Below are 20,333 nucleotides of genomic sequence, written 5' to 3'. Positions count from 1 at the left end.
CATTATAAATTTTTGCTTTTGTTTCGATGTAAAAACCAAAATGGTAAGTACAGTATGAAAAATGTGACCAGAGTTATTAATTCCAATGGTAGTATGTAGTAGGGCCATGGTCCTAAATAATCTAATAGCGAAGGGTTGACTGGTTTTTCTGAGATGTACATATAATTACCTTTTAAAAAATAGTTAAGGAAAAAGATAAACACTGTGTAAATATTGAGATACAGGAATGCCTTCCATAGACTTGTTAATGTTGGTCTGTATTTTTCAACAAAGACGATAAACAAATTAACCACGACAATTCCGCCATGTGAGATAAAAAAGTGTATATAGCGAAAATGTGGAAAGGTGTACGCGCTTATATCTGGAGTGATCATCGCTTGAAGGGCACTGCCCACTCCAGCAAAATAGGTAAATTCGAAGAGTCGGTAGCTCTTTGTTACTACTAATACCGCAGATAAAAGAATCGAAATGCTACTTAAATGCAATGGCAATGAATTTTGGATCGTCCATTCGTTTATGCTCCAAAGCCAAATATGGAGGGAGATTTCCGAGCCTACCATCATTACGGCAAGCACAAGTCGGGCGGTGAGATTTATACGAGCTTTTCTTAGTGTATTTCTAAAAATGTAGATACAGACAATAATTAAAAACAGCACAAACAATGTAGCCCAATGTGTAAAAGAAAATAAACGAAATGTATCTGTACCGTCTGCTTGAAAATATTTTCCCATTTTATCACCATCACTTTTTTTCATTATTCCATAGTGAATGGGATAAAATACAGATTCAGTAGAACATTAAAAATGTGCTAGGAACCACCCGTGACAAATTTACACGATTGGGACCTAACACGTTTAAGTAAAAAGTTGTTAGTTTAATTCTCAAAAAACCAATCTGGACGATCAGGTCTAATCCAGCTCATTTCTTCCATATTTAATATTTTCTTAAAGCTTTCGACTAGCCCAAAGATATCTTCTAAAGATAATAAGTGACTTGGTGTTAAAATATTATTTAATTCCTTTATTCGAGCTTCTTCAACTGAAAACAAACTGAATGCCTTAATATCTAATGTGTCAAATTGCTCACTTACTTTTTCACTAATATTCAGTTCTTCTTTTAGTCTAGAGTATATTTCCTGCCCTTCTGGGTTCATATACATAAACTCTATATAATCATCCATATCAGGATACCTTTTCTCAAATTCCTTCCAAATAAATTCTTCTTCCATTTCGTATGAAATATCTAATTTAGATATCCTCGCTCCATTTTGAAAAATTTCAAAACCCCATCCATGATCTTCTGCATTATGGAAAAGGAGTACTGGGGTACTTTTAGACAGATTTAAAATACTTTCGGGAACACCGTACTCTTCGTAATTAAATACTAACCAATCATTATTTAGTGGTTTAATTATTGGAGTATTGGCTAATTCTTTTACAAAATGTTGGTTTTGTTCTGAATTTCCAACTAAAAATCCAAATGTAAATTCACTCATGATTTAGTCTCCCTTTAATACTCTTCCTTCAATAGCGAACAAACAGCAGCATCACAAAACTGTCCTTTTTCAAAGGCCGCTTTTCTTAACACTCCTTCAAAAATAAATCCCGCTTTTTCAAGCGTTTTTTTGGATGCAATATTTTCTGGATCATAGAAGGCTTCGATTCGATTTAACTCCATTTGTTCAAAGCCAAATTGGAGGATTGGTTTGATTGCCTCGGACATTACTCCTTTTTGCCAATAAGCAGGAGTCAATTCAAATCCAATCTCAGCTTTAAAATGGTCCTTCTCCCAATTATGGTATCCACAGCTGCCGATGAGTTTGTTATTTTCTCTATCAGCTATCCCCCATCTGATGCCTTTATTTTGTTCGAACCTAGTTGCGAATTTGTTAATTAATTCACTAGCTTGGCTAACTTCAGTAAAGGAATCTAAATCATAATATTTTGTAACTTCATCTTTTGAAAAATAGTTATACATTTCTTCTGAATCGGATAATTCGATTTTTCTCAGAATAAATCGCTCCGTTTCCAGGGTTGGAAACACTTTTGGTAAATTCATATTTTTCTCCTACTTTTTAGATATTTTTTTGGTTCTTGCTTTTGTTACGTTGCAAAAAAGATCCTAAAATCGATATTCCGATTATGTAAGGGACTATGAACATGCCATACCCTGTACCGTACTCGGTAACATCTGAGGTGGAATGAAGAAAGAAACCCCAAAGGATATAGACTACATACCCTATAATCATCGTGATCAACCACGTCCATTTCTTGGTTAGAAGTGGTAAAAGTATCGGACCACCGATAAAAATAAATAGAATTGCAATTTGTGAAAAACTAACAGACATTATGTAACCTCTTTCAAATCCCCATATTGGGTTCATCATTAAACTACAATATTTCCTATTTTAAAATTCTACAAATACTCCCAAAATCCTTTTATTCTCCGTTAAAAGCAATCTAATAAAACCATTAAATTTGTATGATAATTTTGCAAAAAAGGAATCTAATATTACTAAGGTTCATCTACCGTTATTTGAGCTGTTTTTTATCCAGTTTCCCTAAAGTAGTATAGGGCATGTTATCAACAAATTTAATTTCTCTAGGTAACTGGAATCTGGCCACTCTTGGCCGTAGCCACTCAAGTAGTTCTTTTTCTGTAAGATTAGCATTTTCTACTGGAAGTACAAATGCTTTCAACCTTTGTCCAAATTGGTTATCCGTAACTCCTATAATAGCAACATCCTCGATTAAGGGGTGCTTAATTAGCACTTGTTCAACTTCGATTGGATAAACATTTTCTCCACCTGAAACGACCATATCATCCGTTCGTCCACATAAATAATAATAACCATTTTCATCCCGGTAGCCTAGATCACCTGTTTTAATCCAAGTATTATTTCGATTAACTATTGACCAATCATTTTTTATGCAGAGCTGTCCTACTTTTCCATCTTTTAACTCAATCAGGTTGTTATCCAAGACCTTTATTTGAAGTCTATTTATTTTTTTGCCTAATGTAGTAGGGGCATCTATTAAATCCTCTGGTGCAGCAATAAAAGTTAAACCAGCCTCTGAGGTTCCGTACAAATTGTATAGGACATTCCCTAATTCGTTACAGGACTGTTCAATAAGCTTTATCGGAAGCCTTGCACCACCTGATGCAATACAAGATAGAGATTTCAAGTCTTCAGGATTAGTTCGTAGCATTTTCTGCAGCATTAGAGGAACAACTGTAACCACTTCAACCTGATGCTCACGTATGATTCTGCAAGCTTTTTTAGCATCAAATCCCCTGCTAATCACAGCTTTTTTTCCCAATGGAATAAATAAAAGCAAAACAGCAATCCCATAACCATGATAAATAGGAGTAGCGATATAGGCAGTTTTATAATTTAATATCTTTAATCGCTGGATAAATGCCATAAATGGATGTAAAAAGTTAAACAAAGAGGGTTTATGAGCAGCATCCTTAGAAGTGCCTGTTGTACCACTTGTTTGCAGAACAAGTTTACTAGTTGAGCTTCTTTTTAAGCGTTGTTCTTCATTGACGTCTGAATATCGGAGATTGTTTAAAGCTGGCAACTGATTATGATACGTATAAACCCTAACATTCGTATAATCGGATTGTTCAACCAAATCATTAAGTTCACTGTCATAAATGACAAGATCGAAACGATGGCGATGGACTAACTGATTAAACTGGCTCTTACTCGTTTCAGCATTTAATAGATAGACATTTGCTCCTAATCTTGAAACAGCGAAAATAGCTTTTACAAGTTCTGCATGGTTTTTGCACAAAAAACCCACCTTTTGTCCGCTTTGAAGGTTATACTTTTCCTTTAAACAGTAAGCAAGCTTCTTAGATTGTTTAAAAAGCTGTTGGTACGTAATTGCTTCATCATCGTCAACTAAGGCAATATGATCACCATATTTCATTTTGGCAAAATGTAATAAGGTCATTAAGTTCATACCATTTTTAAAAACCGCTACCATTAAGCGATATAAACTACTTGGAGAAAGTAATTGAATTTTATGTAAGACATACATTAGCGTAAATATCTTCATGATTACTTCCCTTCTTTATTTGAAAAGTCTCCAAAATTTCTAAAAAAAATGGAAGCTAACTGACCAAAAATAAGCCACCATGGCTGGTATTTCTTCTTTTGGGTATACATGGATTTGCAGATGATTTTTGCAACATGGCTTGGTGTCATGGCGGGCATAGTGCGGTATACAGTGGTTGGTTGGATCATAGGTGTTTTTACTAATGGTAAATATATAGTTGTTGTTGATATACCTTTTGCTTTTAACTCGGGAGAAACAGATCTAAGCCAGACATCAAAAGCAGATTTGGATGCTTGATAAGCTGCGAAATATGGAACAGGTGCTAGCAGGGCATTTACTGTCGATATATTGATTATTTGTCCATGATTTTTGCTCAGAAGAGGAAGTATTGATAACAGTATATGTACTGGTGCAAAATAATTAATTGCCATCGTTCGCGTGAAATCATGATAACGGTCTAAAGATTCAAAAATGGATCGTCTTATTGATAGTCCTGCATTACTTACAACTATGTCTAAGCCATTTGGCAATTCATGAAGAAATGATAAAAAGCCTTTCAGCTCCTCTTCATTTCTAAGGTCAGCTTGAAAAGTACTTACTTTGGCAGCCTTAAATGCTATCTTATTTTTTATCTCTAATAGCCTTTCTCCCCTTCTCGCGACTAAGATTAAATGGCAATGAATATCGGCTAACTGATATGCTAATTGCTCACCAATACCAGAACTCGCACCAGTGATAAGGACAGACTTTCCTACAAGTTGGTTTTCTAGTTTCTTTTTATTCAAGTAAGTAGGTAAAAATAAACATGATTCCATAAAATTATATCTTTGCATTTATACACCTACTTCACCTTTTTTAATTACAAAAGACTATATTTTATATTCGACATATCAACACAAGCCCAGCACCTAGTGAGAAACCAAAGAACGGTGTGGGCACTATGTTACATTTCAAAAAAGCTATCTCTCTCAACCTTACAAACTCGAAGGGAGAAATTTTGATACCATAGAGTTTTACCTTTTTCCTGTGCAACCTGATGCAGTGAATGATCCTTCCAATTCTTAATATCTTCTAACGACTCCCAGTAGGAAACGGTGATGCCTAGTCCTTCATCACGAGCACTTTCTGCTCCTAAAAAACCTTCCTGCTGTGAAGCAAGCTCCACCATTTTTTCAGCCATTTTTCCATATCCTTGATCTCCTTCCGTTCGCTGTGATGCAAAAATCACGGCATAATACGGAGGGTTTGGCGTTTTTGCTATTCTACTCATAGGTAGTTCCCTCAATTCATAAAGTTGATGAGATTAGGACGATTTTTTCACTACTGACAATATCATAATCGTGGATAAGATACATAATGTACCAAGCCACTCTTCCAACCCAAAGGATACTTGCAGCCAGATCACTGATAAAACCGCTGCAGATAAAGGCTCAATACAAGCTAGCAAACTAGTTTCTGTGGCACTAATATATTTCAAACTTTCTAGATAGCAATAAAAGGCAATAAGTGTTCCGAAAATAACGATGAATGCTACGGCAAAAAATGAGGTTATCGACCAATGCCCTTGAAAGCTCCAAGGCGGATGGATAAAACTAAAGCTTATACCTCCAATTAACATTCCCCATCCGATGACAACGGTCGAACCCCATCTCGAAAGTAGTTTATGGGGTTGTAGTGTATAGAATGCTAAGGCAACAGCTGAAGCAAGCCCCCAAAATAAGGCCCAGCCGGAGATGGATAGACTTTGAATATTCCCTTTGGTGACAAGTAGGATGGTACCTAAGAGAGCTAAAATCACTGCCATTATTTCTTTCGATGTTGGAAGTCTCTTAGAAATCAGGGCCAAATAGCAGGCAATCATCGCTGGGCCTAAATATTGTAAGACTGTTGCTGTAGCTGCATTCGAATGTTTAATTGCCGCAAAGTAGGTATACTGAACAGCTAACATCCCAAGGATACTAAATAATAATAGACTTATCACATCCTGTTTATTTTTCCATATTCCCCATACGCCGTGTTTATCCTTGCCACTACTACTCGCAAGTATTAAAAGAATAATACCCGATATCAATAGTCGAATCACTACTAACCACTCCGCACTAAACCCTTTATGCTGAAAAAGAAATTGGGCAACTGTTCCCGATATTCCCCATAATGCTGCACCCGTAAGGACGAGTGCCATTCCTTTTGGTCTAGTATAGGTTAATACTATATTTTCAGTCCCCATGTCATTCCCTCATTATTTTTCAAATATTATTTAAAAAACTCCATATGTCCTTTTTCTTGCTTGTAATAATCCAACCTATCCTGTAATGTGCCTGTATGAAATTCAAACTTATGACCATCAGGGTCTGTAAAGTTAATCGATTTTTTATCCTTTTCATCTCGCGGTCGACCTGAGAGGATATTTAACTCTAATCCATTAAGTTTATCGTACATTTTTTCAAAATCTACTTCCTCAATCGAAAAAGCAATATGCGTGTAAGATTGATGGATTTCTGTACGAGCGATGTCTTTTTCTTCATTTAGAGCAAGCCATATACCATTTAAATCAAAGTAGGCAGTGCTTCTTCCTTTGACTAAGAGCTTTGCGTCAAATACTTGTTGATAGAACTGAATCGACCGCTCTAAATTGGAAACAGAAAACAATAAATGATTTAGTCCTTTAACTTGCAATCTATCACTTCCCGTTTATGCTATAAAATAATTAGGATTTTAACAGTTTGTAACTAAGCAAAGTTCCTCGACCATCATGTTATAAACATCTTCTATTATCAGCTGGTGGTATTCTTTCAGCTTTCCAAGTTTAACCCATTCCTTCGCTAAGGCAACTGCTTCTGGGTACTCTTCGGCCATTGCGTCATGTACGATGGATTTTCTATCTAGATTGATCATGTCTTCAAAATAAATATGGATGAGGATAGCAAGCTGCTCTAGATAAGGAAAAGGTCCTTCCATTTTTATCGGTTTAAGGCTTAAATATGGAGTTGTATCTTTTAAATTGGTACTTCCACCATACTTGTCTTTAGCAGCATATTTTAAATTTCGAATCCCACTCATATAAAATGCACCAAAACATAATGGGCAAGGCTCTAAAGTAGAATACAGGGTATACTGCGTTACTCTTTTATGAATTCGATTATCTAATTTTAATAAAGCATTTACCTCCGCATGGGCTAGTTCATTATGAAAAACAACCGATTCTGATAGTTCATTTAGTGTAGAACTTTTACCTTTAGAAACAATATCTCCGTTTTCATTAATTACAACTGCTCCAATTGGGCGAGAGCCTTCTTGAAAGGCCTCCCATGCTTGGTTAAAGCATTCCTGCCAAATGGATGGAACTTCTGACCATTTCATCTTTTACACTTCCTTTCTTTCAGTTTCAATCCAAAACCTTTTAATAACGTTACCGTCTTCTTCAATAAAATCAGTATCAGGAACTCCGCCATTATTTAAAATTGTTTTTAAAGAACCTGTATTACTTTCATCGCATGTAATAAGGGCTTTATCTACACCAAATCCTTTTACTTTTTCCAATGATAAGGATAAGAGCCTTGTTGCATATCCTTTTCGTCTCTCAGAAGGACGAATCCCATAGCCAATATGCCCACCCCGATCGATTAACCTCTGTGTTAGCCTATGTCTAATGTTCACCGCTCCTAGAACTCTATTGTTCTCGTTTATTAACCAAAAGGTAGAATCAGGCACCCATCCTTCTGGTAAATTTAAACATTTTTCACTTTCAAGTAGGGATTGAACCATTGCTTCAAAATTAGAGGGATCTTTTTCAATGACCCAAGGAACCATTGTTTCACCACTTTGTTTCCATTCATGGTAAAAAGACATGTATTCTTCCTTTAATTCGATTGTAGGTTTTGAGAGAAATAGTTGGGTATCCATACTTACACATCCTTAAAGAAGTTAAATTTGAGTAAGTTTATCACATTTATTTAGCGCGTGGAATAGTTTTCCATAAAATCTATTTATCTACATTTTCTATGTTGGATTTGCTTTAATTTAGCCGTTCACATGGTTTATAATCCCCTGAAGTATTTTTATACTTTCAATGTCCTTTGGTCGTGGTTTCCGACCTGTACCTTCTTCGTAAACTAGTTTTTCTTCAAGTAACATCTGAGGATTGAGGACATTCGCTGAAACACCTTGAAGTTGGTATTTTTGAGATTGTAAAGAATCTGTTCTCCATTCCCAATCTGGAATGCTGTAAGCAAAGATTCGACCCTCATTTGAACGTTCAACGAAAACAAAGCTAATATCTACGCCATCCTTGAGGAAATCAGTTTGAAATTCTGTGACAGGTATTTGTTGAAAACCAGCATTCACAAGAGCATTTTCAAGTTCGTTGCGGTGCTGAATCATAGAAACTAAATCAAGGTCAGAATGTGAACGAGTTACTCTTCCAAGAAGGAAGTCAATTGCCCATCCACCACGCAACCAGATAGTAGCACCTAATGACGTGCAGATATCATTTATTTCTCGTAGCATATTTAATTGGGATTGTGTATTTTCAAACGTTTGATCCATACTTTTATTTTGCATATTAGGGAATCTCCTTTTTTAAAGTCTGTTTATTAATACCTTAACCACAGAAAAATGGGACAAGAAGAGGACTTGAGTTTTCGTGACCGTTTTTTGTTTTTTTGAAGGAAAATGGGAACCTATCTGAGTTTTCGTGACCGTTTTTTGTTTTTTTAAGAAAAAACGGTAATCTATCTCCGTTTTGATGCCCGTTTTTCGTTTTTTTAAGGGAAAATGGTAATCTATCTCCGTTTTGATGCCCGTTTTTCGTTTTTTTAAGGGAAAATGGTAATCTATCTCCAGTTTGTTGCCCGTTTTCTTTTTAAGAGCCTAAATAGAAACTGAATTTTCCAGCACCATATTTAATAACGGGGCTGTATAATGATCAAACATTTCTTTATCATCAATCCTCACCCATGAAACATCAATAATATCCTTATTAACCTCGCTATTTAAATCAATGGTAAGTTCTCCACTAATAATCCTCGCTTCATAAGTAAACTTATTAGAGTTTCTAAACGCAAGACGCATTATCTCCACATCATAGCCAGTTTCCTCTTTTACCTCCCTGATACAAGCCTCTTCAGGGCTTTCATTTTCTTCAATCCCTCCACCAGGAAAATTCCAAACAATATCTCCTCTTTGAACATATTGTTTTACCATTAATATTTGATTATTTTGTAGGATTATCGCTTGTGAAATCATTTTTACTCCCCCCAACAGCCTGAGCAACTTTTTGCTTCTCTTCCTATACTAATCCCCCGAAACAAGTAATAAAGGTAAATAATACCATAATAATAGATGAAACATTCCGAATGTTATAATTAAACTACTTATGAAAAGAGTTTTTAAAAAAATAAGCCAAAATATTAAAGTTATTCAACTTTTATATTTCTGGCTTATTTGAAACATTCATAATGGCAATGAAACATCTGTTAAAGTTTAAAAAGGTACAAGAATCTTCTCACCTTTTATAGGTCGTATAAAGGTACTATGATCGAAGATTTTAATGAAATACCCATTTGATACTGTGTTTGAAGAATAAAAAGTAGCTATATTATTTTCTACAACCATCATAGTGTGTTCCTCTAAGCCAATTCCATTTATCCTTCTTTCTGTCAACATATTGTGGAACGCTTCTGCTCTATCTAGATAATTATAGTGAGAAATAATACAGCCATCTATAAAGCCCAAACCTTCTACTAAGGTATAACCTAGTTCCCCTTCATTACTACCCGCAACTGTAAATAAGGCATGTGCCCCAGCACTGAAACCAGCTAAGATCGTTCCATTATTGATTGCTTGATGTAAAAAAGAAATAGAATTTGTTTCGTGCAATTCTTTTAGTAATTGAATGGTCGATCCCCTACCAAAATATATTAAGTCTGCTTGAAGCAGAACATTTTCTTTTCCTGGTTGAAGCATATTCACTTCACATCCTAGGAAATTATAAATCTGTTTAAATTCGTTATAATTTTCTATATAATCTGTTGAAGCGTATGGAACAAAAATAACGATTGGATTTTCCTTAGGAATAAAAGAACGTATCTTTTCTTCTAGCTGCTTATCAAAATCTCCACCGTTATAACCTCCACCGATTGCTATCATTTTCCCCATAAAATCTTCTCACTTTCTTTAAAATATTTGCTCTAAAAATTATTGCTTATATTCGTGCTGTTGGATTAGAGTAATAACGGTATCCTATTGGGAGATGGATGCCCATTTTTCGTTTTTTTAAGGAGAATGCCATTTTTAAAATAAATAATACCACAAATCAGGCCCAATATTCTGAATTCCCTTATTGATATTACAGCCACTAACAATTGTCGCAATAAGTTTTTCTTATCCATTATGATAATAACAATCAATTTTTCTTATGATACAAAAAGAAATATACTTAATCTATGATACATGGGGGTGCTAAATATGGAGTATGTGATACTGTTCTTGATTGGAATCTGTGCGACAACTATAGGTACGCTTGCTGGTGGTGGTGGATTGATTAGTCTTCCAGCGATGCTGATTTTGGGAATACCTGTCCACTCTGCGATTGGGGCCAATAAAGTCTCAAATACGTTTAGTTCTTTTTCAAGCTTTTTTCATCTTTATAAAAAGAAAGAAATATCGCTTAAAGAATCTTTCTGGATTATCCCTGTAAGTATTGGTGGTGGGATAAGTGGAGGTTTTATTGCATCAAAAATATCTGCTGAAAATATGTATATTGTTGCCATCACACTGCTTATTTTTGCTTTCATAACCTCTTTTATTGGAAAGGGAAATTTTACAGGGCAAGAATCTTTAAAGATGAATAAGGTTAGTATTCCTGGGCTTTATAGTATTGGTATTTATGATGGGCTATTTGGCCCAGGGCAAGGAACACTAATGTTTTATTTGTTTGGATATTTAAATATTGCCTATATTCGTGCTGTTGGATTAGTCAGACTTGCCACTTTTTCAAGCTGTTTTGGTGCAGCGATCACCTATATTGCTACTGGTAAAATTATATGGCCAGTAACATTAGCTCTTCTCCTCGGCTCTCTATCTGGTGCACAAATTGGTGTCCGTATTGCGCAGAAATTGAAACCGCAATATGTAAAACCTATTCTGCGATTCGTCACAGTAGCTCTTATTTTTCAAATATTTATCGAACATGTTCTTTAATATTGAAAAAACGTAACCTCACAAATGAGTAATGGGATCTCATTTGAAGTGCAAAGTCAGTAATAACAATACAAATTACGTAGGAAAAAGCATGCAATTTAATCATCATGCTTTTTAGCTTCTGGATATTATTCGTTATATTTTAAACTCGTAATAATTGGAATTAAACAATCAGTTTTATAAGGGGAACAGATAAACACCCGATCTGATAAATAGACGGAGATATTCCGCCTAATTAGAAAATAACATTGAAAATAGCTAAAATAGACGGAGATATTCCGCTTATTGACTCAAAAAACATGAAATTCAGGGGTTTTTCTTGGCTTAGGCGGAAAATCTCCCCTTATTTAGCCCGAAACGTGCTCCATTCTGAATATAACCGGAAAAACTCCGCTTCTTTTTCTTTCGCTGGTCACTTTATTAAGGACAAGGATTCTGTCTACTAGATGCATCTATTTTTTGTTTAAAAATCTGCCATTCCTATCAAATTTAACGAAGTATTAACAACCGTTTTAGCATATAAACTACCAGCATGAGAATGTTCATTCTCACACTGCTATTTATAATGCTAATTTCAATGTTAATTCTCAAACTAAAATGTTATAAACGTTTTTATACCAATAGCATGCTAAATCATATGTGATTTAGCATGCTATTTGAGCTGTTTTTTCACTTTTGCACTCCAAAAGAGAACCCGTTAAATCATGAGGGGCTTACATTCTTTTAGATGGGTTAAGTTCGTTAAGCTACACTCTTTTCCTTTTGACCATTTGATTTAAAAAATAATTTCATCATTGGAGGGGTTACAATTGTTGTCACAAGTATTACGATAACTAGTACGGCGAAAATGTCTTGAGTAAGAAGTTTCGCTTCTAAACCAATAGCGGCGATTATTAATGCGACTTCACCGCGAGAAACCATTGCTGCCCCAATTCCCAACGAACTGTTCCAACCAAATCCAGCTGCTTTCGCACCAATAGCAGCACCAATTAACTTAGTTAGAATGGCTAAAATACTAAGGATAATAATAAGACCTATATTTTGACCAATGCCACCAAACTCTGCAGATATCCCAATCAAAGTAAAGAATACAGGTACAAAGATTGAATAACTGATCGTTTCAACTTTTTCAAAAACTTCGTGTTTGTATTTCGTAACACTTATGGCGACACCGGCAATATATGCTCCTATAATCGCTGCAACTCCCGTATATTCGGCTAAATACGCAAACACAAAACAAATAACTAAAGCAGAAGAAATGACCGTTTCTGATACCTTGAAATTGGCGAATTTCCCCATAAACCATGGAACTACTTTCCATCCTACCAGAATGGCTCCAGCAAAGAATATTACTTTCTTTAAAATTACGGTAGTTAGATTAACGTCTCCACCAGAAAAACTCATTAAGAAGGCCAAAGCAATGATTACTACTACATCATCGATGACGGCTGCCCCTAAGATGGTCGTTCCTTCAGGTGTTTTCAGTCGGTCCATTTCTTTAAGTGCTTGAACGGATATACTAACACTTGTTGCAGAAAGCAGTAGTCCTAGAAACCATGATTCGAAGGTAGAAAGATTTAAGATAATTCCAGCAACATAGCCTAAAAGAAGTGGAACAATAATTCCACCAAACCCTACGAATGTGGAGGCTTTTCCAGTCCGTTTAAATTCGTCAATATCTGTTTCTAATCCAGCAATAAACATTAATAAAATAACACCTATTTGACTAAATTCAGCTAAAGATTCAGTTTCACTCACTAAACCTAAAACAGATGGACCGAGGACAATACCGATTAGCAGTTTACCAAGGACGGAGGGCTGCCCTAATCTTACACTGAGACTTCCTGCTATTTTTGAAGCAATTAAGATAATAGCGAGTTGTAGTATTAACACTTCATTTCCACCCTTTCGTATTGTTATGATTTGTCTTAATTAAAATAAAATACAAAAAGAGCCCGTTACCAAAGGACATAATAGTCCCTTGGTGACAGGCTCCTCCAAGTTGTTCGGTATTTTATTATTAATTAGTATACCATACATTGAGAGTGAAATCATTCTTTAAGGTACTCTTCAAAAGAACAGAGTAGCTAAAATTCATCTCTTTTCAGGTAGAACTCCTTCTAAATTTATTTCGATTATGATTTCCTTTACTAGCTCTTCCACACCAAAAACCAAGGGAAAATAGCGTGGAACTGACTACAATTTCATACCAGTGGGCTTTAACGAAAGGAATTATTTTTACAAATAGAATGGTTTGAATTACCCCAAGCAATTTGCCTTCAGTTTGTAAGTAATATGCAGAAATGATTAGAAATACGATAAATAACAAAAAGGCGAATCGAATGAGTCTTAAGAAAGGCACACCTACAAAAGAATTACCTGCTTTATCCTTCACCATTACCACCTCGAAATTATGAACTTCCTAATGAATAAGTAGTTCCATAACCCCTATTCCAAATCCTGCTTAATGGGAAGGTTATCTTTAAGAGAATTTTTTTCTAAATCTGATTTTATTCGATGGTTATATATCTCTCAACCATTGGCGTTAATCTCTTTCTCTTGCCCTCTGAGCATCTCGAATATTCTTCTGAACCGTTATGGCTGCAAATAAACTGAGAACAAATGCCATACCATAAAATCCTTTTTCACTTAAAACAATACTTCCTGCATTGTATAATCCAATCGCCATTAAGGAAATAGCTACAATAAGTGCAAACCAACTAATACCATAATAAATATTCGTAACAGGTATACCCTCTTCCTTATCTCTTACTGCTTTTTGTAAAGAAACGGCGGAATAAAGACCGAATACTAATACCGCAAAGTAATATCCTTTTTCGTTTAGCTCCATCGAAGCGTTAAACAAACCGATAAAATATCCCGCAACACCTACTAACAGCGCCGCCCAAGAAGCCCCTTTAAACGCTGCAGTCGGCTCTCCTTCTTTTCTTTCAACTTTCAATTTTGGATCATTTTGTTTTCCTTTATCAAATAAAACCTCACTATCATTAGACATCGATGTTTCGCCTCCCAATTTTTTATCTATTAAATATGGAACTGTGCAGATACACTAACTTAGCTCCCACTTAAACCTATTATATAGAAATTTCTAACAATTCACAGTTAATTTTATTCATTATTTTCCTTTAAATAAAAAATTGGATAAACATAAGTTCATCCAGTTCTAAATTAAACAATCTTATAAACCATTTCCCCAATTAGTAGAACAATAATCGTAATTAATAATGACTTGGCCAATTTTAATGGGACATGTGGAAGAGCTATTAAACCAATTTGCGAGCCTAATGTCGAACCGATAGCTAAAGCAATGGCATATGGCCATTGAACAAATCCTGTAAGATAAAAAACGATAAAGGCGCCAAATGCACTTCCAAATATTAGAACCCTTGTCAGCTGCACAGCTTTCACATAAGTTTGATTTTTTTCCATATAATGAATGATTCCAAAAGTAGATGAGCCGGGACCGAATCCTCCATCATATACAGCAATGAAAAAAGTAATCATGCGGGAAGAAAGGCTATCCGTTTTCTGCGATTTATTTCCTTGACTTGCTGACACCCAATTATTATTTCTAAAGGTTACGAAAAGGGCAAAAGCCAATAGTATCAGTGCAATGACATTCATTGATTTTTCTGACAAGCTAGTTGTAATAAGAGCCCCGAAAATTCCACCTAGAAAGGCAATTATTATATTAATGGAAATCGTTCTCTTGTCAAGCTGCTTATTTTTCAACAAAAATGTAACGCTTGTAAAGGCTGCAATTCCTGATGAAAACTTGTTTGTAGCAATCCCTGTTTGAATAGGAATCCCCAATATCATCATGGCTGGAAGAGTAATTAACCCACCGCCGCCTGCTAATGTCCCTACAAAAGAAGAGAAAATTCCAACTACTAATAGCGTAAAAAAGAAAGTGTCCAAATGATCATTCCCTATCTCTATCCAAAATTCTTCATTAATCTTCATAATATTAGAACTTAATGGGAATGACAAGTACTTTCGTCACCCGAAAGAAATAGGGAATTCATTCTTTTGCACAAAAGCTGTTTTACGAGAGGTTGTTGTTTTTCTATGTTTACAAAAAGTGTCTAATAAAATCATCCAAACAAACAAACAATATAAACTAAACCTAAATACTAAGGAGTCCATAATCATGAGAAAACTTCTTATGTTTCTTACCATCACTGTGCTGTGCCTTACTCTTCCTATTTCCACAGCAAAGGCAAATATGTTTAAGCGTTTTAAATTTGAAAAAACAGGACAGGTATTTTGGGATGTTAAAACAAATGAGAAACTAGTGGCATTGACCTTTGATGATGGTCCCGATCCGATGTATACTCCTCAAATATTAGATGCACTCGCCAAATATAAAGCAAAAGCAACCTTTTTTGTAATTGGTGCAGAAGCAGAAAGATATCCACAAATTATACAAAGACAAGTAAAAGAAGGACACGAACTTGCGAATCATACTTATCGACATAATTTCAGAGATCATTTTAATCCAGAAAAATTAAAAGATGAATTAGATAAAACCTCTAAGGTTATTCAGGATTTAACAGGACAAACGCCCTTACTTTATCGGCCGCATTCAGGTTATTACAATGAAAAAATTGTTAATACAGCCATTAATAATGGCTATCGAGTAATTTTGTGGTCATGGCATCAAGACACGAAGGATTGGAAAAGACCAGGTGTTATAAAAATAACAAACAACGTTGTAACTGACGCAAAGCCTGGTGATATTGTCATTTTCCATGATGCTGGTGGTGATCGAACGCAAACCGTAAAAGCAGTTGAGAATATTCTTGAAATCCTTGTTAAGAAGGGCTATAAATTTGTAACTGTATCTGAATTGTTGCAACAAACCGATAACATTTTTACAAATCCTCAAAATATAGTGCATTAAAAAAGATGCTTTTAGTAAACTTTTGCTAATACTACTGAGACTACAAAAAACACGCTAAAAAAAGGATGGTGCCACCATCCTTTTACAAATAATGAATTCCTTTATGAAAATGTTTTCTTAATCCTTCTGCTAATGTGAAAAATCCTAATATTACGATGGAAATTGCTATCCCAGTAGCAATGGGAATCCAAGGTGCACTAAAAATATCTTTTAATAATGTTTCAAATAGTAGTGGCCAGGCGTTAGATGTATTTTGAATTTGAAAAACAGGAATCGTATCAGCTGAAATAGTTTGGATTTTATGCGAAATAAAAATTCCTATAATACCTAATTGTCCAATAATAAACATAGTTCTTCCCAAGTCGAGGATGATATTAACTAATAGCTCAGGAAATAATACAGGGAAATAATAACGTTTCATTAACTTGCTTTGTCTTGTGCCAATTGTAATCGCTGCTTCAATATACGGCTTTTGAGAAATCATCGTCACTTGCTGCTTCAATATTTCAGCCACCCTACCTACTTCAAGAAAGGCGATAATTAGAATCACCCAAATGACACGATGTGGAGAGTAAATTAAATATGGCATATTAATAAATAGAATGATCATAAAGATAGCAGGTACAAAGGAAAAGGCTAAATTCAAAAAATTTAAAAGCGTTTCTATAACCCTTGAATAAAAGGCAAAAAAACCTAATGGAATCGCAAATACATAACGAATCAGGGTAATGCTACATACGAGTAGCAACATATCTTTTGCCCCCATTACAAGACGACTGAACATGTCCACTCCATTTCGATCGGAACCAAGCCAGTATTCACTCGATGGTGCAAATGGAGGTAATGAAATTTTCCCATCCTTTTTAGAAATTATAGCACCTTCTTTCGTAAGGTCGCTGTCAATAAAGGGTAAATAGGGACCGAAAATGGTAATAAAAAGAAGGATAAACACAAATATTAGTCCCCATATTAATTGTCTATTCCAGTTCAATTATTGTTCCCCTCATTCCTTAAAAAATAAAAGCTTAAGATTTTACTAATGATATGACTAATGAAAACGATAAAAGTAAAAACAATGATAAAGCCTATAACAATTCCAGTATCAATATTCATTACATCAAGAGGAGTGAATGTTCTTTTTATTTCAAAGGCTCTATAAAATCTGTATGCCCCACCTCGATAGCCGAGTAGAAATTCAACGATAAAAAGGTTAGATAAAAGGTAAAGGACTAAAGTATTCAACTGACTGATTATTTTCAACCAACAATTCCCCATCATATGCCGCCAAATAATTTTGCGAAAAGATACCCCTTTACTTAAAGCTGTTCGAATATAGTCTTGCCCCGATTGCTCCTCCAAGGTAGAGGAAGTAATTCTTGCGATGAAAAACATAGGATACATCGATAAAAAAAGGATCGCCAAAATTTTATTAGACCAAGTCTCACTGCCATAGACATCTACATATGGTAACCCATAGGAAAAGGCTATCATGATCAACAATTGACTTGAAAGGATAATAAAAAAATCAGGAACTACTAAGAAAAAAGATGTTGTTCGAGCGCCTACTAAAGAAAATTTCCGCTTCTTTAATGTGAAATCATATACCCCTTTTGATATTCCTAGAATCATACTTAGTAGAATACTAGGTATTAAAATAATCAGACTCTTTTTCCAATATCTCCAAACTTCATATTCTACTGATAAAAGATGAACCGTTTGACCTAAGCTTTTATGTTCTTTCACATACTTGTATGTATTGGTGATATTTTGTTTATACGCATCCCATGAAAAAGTAGTAATATTACTCTCGTATTCTTTCACCATCTCAACTCTTGATTTAGAAAAGTCTATCTCTGTAAATCCTCTAGGTAATAAAACAACCATAATTAAGACGATTGTTACAAATAGCCACATGAATAATAATCCTATTAACTGTGAAATAAGTTTCATGCTTTGCGAGCAGCTCCTTTATTGAATTCATACACTTCATAGTTTTCAATAATATCATTAGACGTTTATCCACAACTAAAGTTTCACAGTTTTAACAAAAAATGGATGAAGCAAATTCTTATGCTCCATCCAAAATAAACTTTTTCATTATTGTTGACCCCTTTATATGCATTTTGTTCCAATTTTATTATTCATAGAAAAGGGATTCCTATACATTTCTTTGGAAGTTATCAATAAAAATGTTACTCTTTTCTCGTCCAACGATCGGCATCACGAGTACGGAATTTTTCCATTACACGTTTATGGGCATCATCGAGGTCGATTTGAAGACTGTTGGCCATGCAAGTAATAACAAACATCATGTCTGCAAGCTCTAAAGCAATGCTTCCCTCTTCCTCTTCTTTCTTTTTTGGTTTCTCACCGTAGTGATGATTTACTTCGCGAGCGAGCTCCCCAAGTTCTTCCGACAAGCGGACAACTAGCGTCATGGGGCTAAAATATCCTTCTTTAAATTGACCTATGTATTCGTCTACTTCCTTCTGCATTTGCTTTAGTGTTAAATCATTCATTTGATTTCTCTCCATTCATTGATAACTGCATTTATCTCTTCCATTTTAGCTGAAAAAAATTACTTACACCACAGAGTGAAATTTGATTGCAATGTAACGAATGAAAGATACCGAACCTAATTAATCCATGATAAGATGAAATTATCTTGAGAAATAGGAGTTGAAGTACCGTGAAAAACGAAATCATTGAAAGATTAACTTCCTATGTGGTTGTGGATACACAATCCGACGCTGACAGTACGACTTGCCCTTCCACTAAAGGACAATTAACGCTTGCCACTCAGCTTGTAGATGAATTAAAAGCGATTGGTATGGTCGATGTGACAATGGATGAGAATGGCTATGTAATGGCTACACTTCCCTCCAATACTGATAAAGATGTACCAACCATTGGCTTTTTAGCCCATGTTGATACGGCAACTGATTTTACTGGTGCGAATGTCAAACCGCAAATCATTGAAAACTATAACGGTGAGGATATTGTTTTAAACGAAGACTTACATATCGTCCTAACGACAAAGGACTTCCCACAAATGAGCAATTATCAAGGTCACACCTTAATGACAACCGATGGCACTACGTTACTCGGTGCTGATAATAAAGCTGGAATTGCTGAGATTATGACGGCTATGGCTTATTTAATTCAGCACCCGGAAATCAAGCATGGAAAAATTCGTGTTGCTTTCACACCAGATGAAGAGATTGGTAGAGGACCGCACAAATTTGATGTAGCTGCATTTGATGCAAAATATGCTTATACGATGGACGGCGGACCGCTTGGAGAGCTTCAGTATGAGAGCTTTAATGCTGCGGGCGTGAAAGTGACGATTAATGGTTCAAATATTCACCCAGGAACAGCAAAAGGTAAAATGGTTAATTCCACTAAAATCGCAATGGAATTTAATAGTAAGCTACCTGCTGATGAGGCACCTGAATATACGGAAGGCTATGAAGGCTTCTTTCATTTAAACTCAGTTGTAGGAGATGTTGAAAAGACTATCCTATCTTACATCATTAGAGATTTTGATAAGGAAAGTTTTGAAGCTAGGAAGGCGAAGATTGAGAGTATTGTGAATGAGTTACAGGTCAAATACGGCGAAGGTTCAATCTTACTTGAAATGAATGATCAATATTACAACATGCGTGAAAAAATCGAACCAGTGATGGAGATCGTTCATATCGCACAACAAGCGATGGAAAACCTAGATATACAGCCAAAAATAGAGCCTATCCGCGGTGGTACTGACGGTTCACAGCTTTCTTATATGGGGCTCCCTACTCCAAACATTTTCACTGGTGGCGAAAATTACCACGGCAAGTATGAATATGTTTCAATCGACAATATGGTTAAAGCCACTAACGTCATTATTGAGATTACGCAGCTTTTTGAACAAAAGGCATAATAGTAAAGAATCCGGCCTAATTTTTATTAAACCGTTCCGTTTTGAGGTGCAAATCCTGTAAATGACAATGAAAAAGGCGTGCAATCTGACAACAGATTTGACACGCCTTTTCATTTATGTTGGAGTCTTTGACATCAATAAATTTAAATAAAGAGCGAACCCTCAATAAGCGGAGAAATTTCCCTTAATTACGAAATAGACCTGAAAATAGCCTAAATAG

24 protein-coding genes are annotated in these 20,333 nt (G+C 35.3%); 3 read left to right on the top strand and 21 right to left on the bottom strand.

All coding sequences use genetic code 11. The features are described from left to right. Nucleotides 1-2: 2 nt before the first annotated feature. The 14 genes from LRP83_RS18460 to LRP83_RS18395 form a co-directional block, all read right to left on the bottom strand. Nucleotides 3-755, bottom strand: a complete 753-nt coding sequence (locus LRP83_RS18460; protein WP_230498183.1) for a YwaF family protein — start codon at nt 753-755, stop codon at nt 3-5. Nucleotides 756-874: 119 nt separating this feature from the next. Further along, nucleotides 875-1,495: a hypothetical protein gene (locus LRP83_RS18455; protein ID WP_230498182.1), complete on the bottom strand. Its 621-nt coding sequence runs from the start codon at nt 1,493-1,495 to the stop codon at nt 875-877. 14 nt (nt 1,496-1,509) lie between these two features. Further along, entirely contained in the window at nt 1,510-2,058 is a 549-nt protein-coding gene (locus tag LRP83_RS18450) for a GNAT family N-acetyltransferase (protein WP_230498181.1), read from the bottom strand. Between the two features lie 16 nt (nt 2,059-2,074). After that, nucleotides 2,075-2,347 (bottom strand): hypothetical protein, encoded by a 273-nt coding sequence (locus LRP83_RS18445; protein ID WP_230498180.1) that lies wholly within the window; start codon nt 2,345-2,347, stop codon nt 2,075-2,077. A 184-nt stretch (nt 2,348-2,531) separates the two neighbouring features. Further along, nucleotides 2,532-4,067 carry an AMP-binding protein gene (locus tag LRP83_RS18440; protein WP_230498179.1) on the bottom strand — a complete coding sequence of 512 codons (1,536 nt, stop codon included), beginning with the start codon at nt 4,065-4,067 and terminating at the stop codon, nt 2,532-2,534. Between the two features lie 2 nt (nt 4,068-4,069). Continuing rightward, nucleotides 4,070-4,900, bottom strand: coding sequence for an SDR family NAD(P)-dependent oxidoreductase (locus tag LRP83_RS18435; RefSeq protein ID WP_230498178.1), 831 nt, complete (start codon nt 4,898-4,900; stop codon nt 4,070-4,072). Between the two features lie 110 nt (nt 4,901-5,010). Further along, a complete protein-coding gene (locus LRP83_RS18430) occupies nt 5,011-5,337 on the bottom strand; it encodes an antibiotic biosynthesis monooxygenase family protein (protein ID WP_230498177.1) in 327 nt (108 codons plus the stop codon). Between the two features lie 33 nt (nt 5,338-5,370). Next, nucleotides 5,371-6,294: a DMT family transporter gene (locus LRP83_RS18425; RefSeq protein WP_230498176.1), complete on the bottom strand. Its 924-nt coding sequence runs from the start codon at nt 6,292-6,294 to the stop codon at nt 5,371-5,373. 26 nt (nt 6,295-6,320) lie between these two features. Next, nucleotides 6,321-6,743 carry a FosM family fosfomycin resistance protein gene (gene fosM, locus LRP83_RS18420; protein WP_230498175.1) on the bottom strand — a complete coding sequence of 141 codons (423 nt, stop codon included), beginning with the start codon at nt 6,741-6,743 and terminating at the stop codon, nt 6,321-6,323. Nucleotides 6,744-6,782: 39 nt separating this feature from the next. Beyond that, on the bottom strand, nt 6,783-7,427 hold the full coding sequence (locus LRP83_RS18415) for a nucleoside deaminase (RefSeq protein ID WP_230498174.1): 645 nt from the start codon (nt 7,425-7,427) through the stop codon (nt 6,783-6,785). A 3-nt stretch (nt 7,428-7,430) separates the two neighbouring features. Then, a complete protein-coding gene (locus LRP83_RS18410; protein ID WP_230498173.1) occupies nt 7,431-7,970 on the bottom strand; it encodes a GNAT family N-acetyltransferase in 540 nt (179 codons plus the stop codon). Nucleotides 7,971-8,087: 117 nt separating this feature from the next. Further along, nucleotides 8,088-8,627, bottom strand: coding sequence for a nucleotidyltransferase domain-containing protein (locus LRP83_RS18405; RefSeq protein ID WP_230498172.1), 540 nt, complete (start codon nt 8,625-8,627; stop codon nt 8,088-8,090). A 309-nt stretch (nt 8,628-8,936) separates the two neighbouring features. Further along, nucleotides 8,937-9,311 (bottom strand): NUDIX hydrolase, encoded by a 375-nt coding sequence (locus LRP83_RS18400; protein ID WP_230498171.1) that lies wholly within the window; start codon nt 9,309-9,311, stop codon nt 8,937-8,939. A 237-nt stretch (nt 9,312-9,548) separates the two neighbouring features. Beyond that, nucleotides 9,549-10,223: a Type 1 glutamine amidotransferase-like domain-containing protein gene (locus LRP83_RS18395; RefSeq protein ID WP_230498170.1), complete on the bottom strand. Its 675-nt coding sequence runs from the start codon at nt 10,221-10,223 to the stop codon at nt 9,549-9,551. Nucleotides 10,224-10,532: 309 nt separating this feature from the next. On the opposite strand from LRP83_RS18395, the gene LRP83_RS18390 reads away from it, so the two are divergent. Further along, the gene (locus tag LRP83_RS18390) at nt 10,533-11,267 is read left to right on the top strand and encodes a sulfite exporter TauE/SafE family protein (protein WP_230498169.1); all 735 of its coding nucleotides are present in this window, start codon (nt 10,533-10,535) and stop codon (nt 11,265-11,267) included. Between the two features lie 741 nt (nt 11,268-12,008). Here the strand turns inward: LRP83_RS18390 and LRP83_RS18385 are convergent. From LRP83_RS18385 to LRP83_RS18370, 4 genes are all read right to left on the bottom strand, one after another. Continuing rightward, a complete protein-coding gene (locus LRP83_RS18385; protein ID WP_230498168.1) occupies nt 12,009-13,160 on the bottom strand; it encodes a cation:proton antiporter in 1,152 nt (383 codons plus the stop codon). 211 nt (nt 13,161-13,371) lie between these two features. Then, entirely contained in the window at nt 13,372-13,665 is a 294-nt protein-coding gene (locus LRP83_RS18380; RefSeq protein WP_230498167.1) for a hypothetical protein, read from the bottom strand. 147 nt (nt 13,666-13,812) lie between these two features. After that, nucleotides 13,813-14,283, bottom strand: coding sequence for an inner membrane protein YiaA (yiaA, locus tag LRP83_RS18375; protein ID WP_230498166.1), 471 nt, complete (start codon nt 14,281-14,283; stop codon nt 13,813-13,815). Between the two features lie 173 nt (nt 14,284-14,456). Beyond that, complete coding sequence (locus LRP83_RS18370) at nt 14,457-15,251, bottom strand: sulfite exporter TauE/SafE family protein (protein ID WP_230498165.1); 795 nt, start codon at nt 15,249-15,251, stop codon at nt 14,457-14,459. A 187-nt stretch (nt 15,252-15,438) separates the two neighbouring features. Between LRP83_RS18370 and LRP83_RS18365 the strand changes: the two genes are divergently transcribed. Beyond that, on the top strand, nt 15,439-16,191 hold the full coding sequence (locus LRP83_RS18365) for a polysaccharide deacetylase family protein (RefSeq protein WP_230498164.1): 753 nt from the start codon (nt 15,439-15,441) through the stop codon (nt 16,189-16,191). A gap of 82 nt (nt 16,192-16,273) precedes the next feature. On the opposite strand, the gene LRP83_RS18360 is transcribed toward LRP83_RS18365, so the two are convergent. The 3 genes from LRP83_RS18360 to LRP83_RS18350 all read right to left on the bottom strand — a co-directional run bounded on the left by LRP83_RS18360 (nt 16,274) and on the right by LRP83_RS18350 (nt 18,710). Further along, nucleotides 16,274-17,182, bottom strand: a complete 909-nt coding sequence (locus tag LRP83_RS18360) for an ABC transporter permease (RefSeq protein WP_230498163.1) — start codon at nt 17,180-17,182, stop codon at nt 16,274-16,276. Beyond that, nucleotides 17,179-18,141, bottom strand: a complete 963-nt coding sequence (locus LRP83_RS18355; RefSeq protein ID WP_230498162.1) for an ABC transporter permease subunit — start codon at nt 18,139-18,141, stop codon at nt 17,179-17,181. Before LRP83_RS18355 ends, LRP83_RS18360 begins: the two co-directional genes overlap by 4 nt. 242 nt (nt 18,142-18,383) lie before the next feature. After that, nucleotides 18,384-18,710, bottom strand: a complete 327-nt coding sequence (locus LRP83_RS18350; RefSeq protein ID WP_230498231.1) for a nucleotide pyrophosphohydrolase — start codon at nt 18,708-18,710, stop codon at nt 18,384-18,386. 170 nt (nt 18,711-18,880) lie between these two features. On the opposite strand from LRP83_RS18350, the gene pepT reads away from it, so the two are divergent. Continuing rightward, the gene (gene pepT / locus LRP83_RS18345) at nt 18,881-20,113 is read left to right on the top strand and encodes a peptidase T (protein WP_230498161.1); all 1,233 of its coding nucleotides are present in this window, start codon (nt 18,881-18,883) and stop codon (nt 20,111-20,113) included. Nucleotides 20,114-20,333: the final 220 nt, after the last annotated feature.

Origin of the sequence: Pseudoneobacillus rhizosphaerae (genome assembly GCF_917563885.1) — a bacterium.
Classification (GTDB): domain Bacteria; phylum Bacillota; class Bacilli; order Bacillales; family Cytobacillaceae; genus Pseudoneobacillus; species Pseudoneobacillus rhizosphaerae.
This window is presented reverse-complemented; position numbering and strand designations above follow the sequence as displayed.

Excerpts from the sequence above, each read along its gene's own strand:
- LRP83_RS18410 (WP_230498173.1), bottom strand. The coding sequence starts at position 7,970 with ATGGATACCCAACTATTTCTCTCAAAACCTACAATCGAATTAAAGGAA.
- LRP83_RS18455 (WP_230498182.1), bottom strand. The coding sequence starts at position 1,495 with ATGAGTGAATTTACATTTGGATTTTTAGTTGGAAATTCAGAACAAAAC.
- yiaA (WP_230498166.1), bottom strand. The coding sequence starts at position 14,283 with ATGTCTAATGATAGTGAGGTTTTATTTGATAAAGGAAAACAAAATGAT.
- LRP83_RS18425 (WP_230498176.1), bottom strand. The coding sequence starts at position 6,294 with ATGGGGACTGAAAATATAGTATTAACCTATACTAGACCAAAAGGAATG.
- LRP83_RS18460 (WP_230498183.1), bottom strand. The coding sequence starts at position 755 with ATGAAAAAAAGTGATGGTGATAAAATGGGAAAATATTTTCAAGCAGAC.
- LRP83_RS18350 (WP_230498231.1), bottom strand. The coding sequence starts at position 18,710 with ATGAATGATTTAACACTAAAGCAAATGCAGAAGGAAGTAGACGAATAC.
- LRP83_RS18415 (WP_230498174.1), bottom strand. The coding sequence starts at position 7,427 with ATGAAATGGTCAGAAGTTCCATCCATTTGGCAGGAATGCTTTAACCAA.
- LRP83_RS18430 (WP_230498177.1), bottom strand. The coding sequence starts at position 5,337 with ATGAGTAGAATAGCAAAAACGCCAAACCCTCCGTATTATGCCGTGATT.
- LRP83_RS18445 (WP_230498180.1), bottom strand. The coding sequence starts at position 2,347 with ATGTCTGTTAGTTTTTCACAAATTGCAATTCTATTTATTTTTATCGGT.
- LRP83_RS18390 (WP_230498169.1), top strand. The coding sequence starts at position 10,533 with ATGGAGTATGTGATACTGTTCTTGATTGGAATCTGTGCGACAACTATA.
- LRP83_RS18450 (WP_230498181.1), bottom strand. The coding sequence starts at position 2,058 with ATGAATTTACCAAAAGTGTTTCCAACCCTGGAAACGGAGCGATTTATT.
- LRP83_RS18370 (WP_230498165.1), bottom strand. The coding sequence starts at position 15,251 with ATGAAGATTAATGAAGAATTTTGGATAGAGATAGGGAATGATCATTTG.
- LRP83_RS18395 (WP_230498170.1), bottom strand. The coding sequence starts at position 10,223 with ATGGGGAAAATGATAGCAATCGGTGGAGGTTATAACGGTGGAGATTTT.
- LRP83_RS18405 (WP_230498172.1), bottom strand. The coding sequence starts at position 8,627 with ATGCAAAATAAAAGTATGGATCAAACGTTTGAAAATACACAATCCCAA.
- LRP83_RS18355 (WP_230498162.1), bottom strand. The coding sequence starts at position 18,141 with ATGAAACTTATTTCACAGTTAATAGGATTATTATTCATGTGGCTATTT.
- LRP83_RS18380 (WP_230498167.1), bottom strand. The coding sequence starts at position 13,665 with ATGGTGAAGGATAAAGCAGGTAATTCTTTTGTAGGTGTGCCTTTCTTA.
- LRP83_RS18365 (WP_230498164.1), top strand. The coding sequence starts at position 15,439 with ATGAGAAAACTTCTTATGTTTCTTACCATCACTGTGCTGTGCCTTACT.
- LRP83_RS18400 (WP_230498171.1), bottom strand. The coding sequence starts at position 9,311 with ATGATTTCACAAGCGATAATCCTACAAAATAATCAAATATTAATGGTA.
- LRP83_RS18440 (WP_230498179.1), bottom strand. The coding sequence starts at position 4,067 with ATGAAGATATTTACGCTAATGTATGTCTTACATAAAATTCAATTACTT.
- LRP83_RS18435 (WP_230498178.1), bottom strand. The coding sequence starts at position 4,900 with ATGCAAAGATATAATTTTATGGAATCATGTTTATTTTTACCTACTTAC.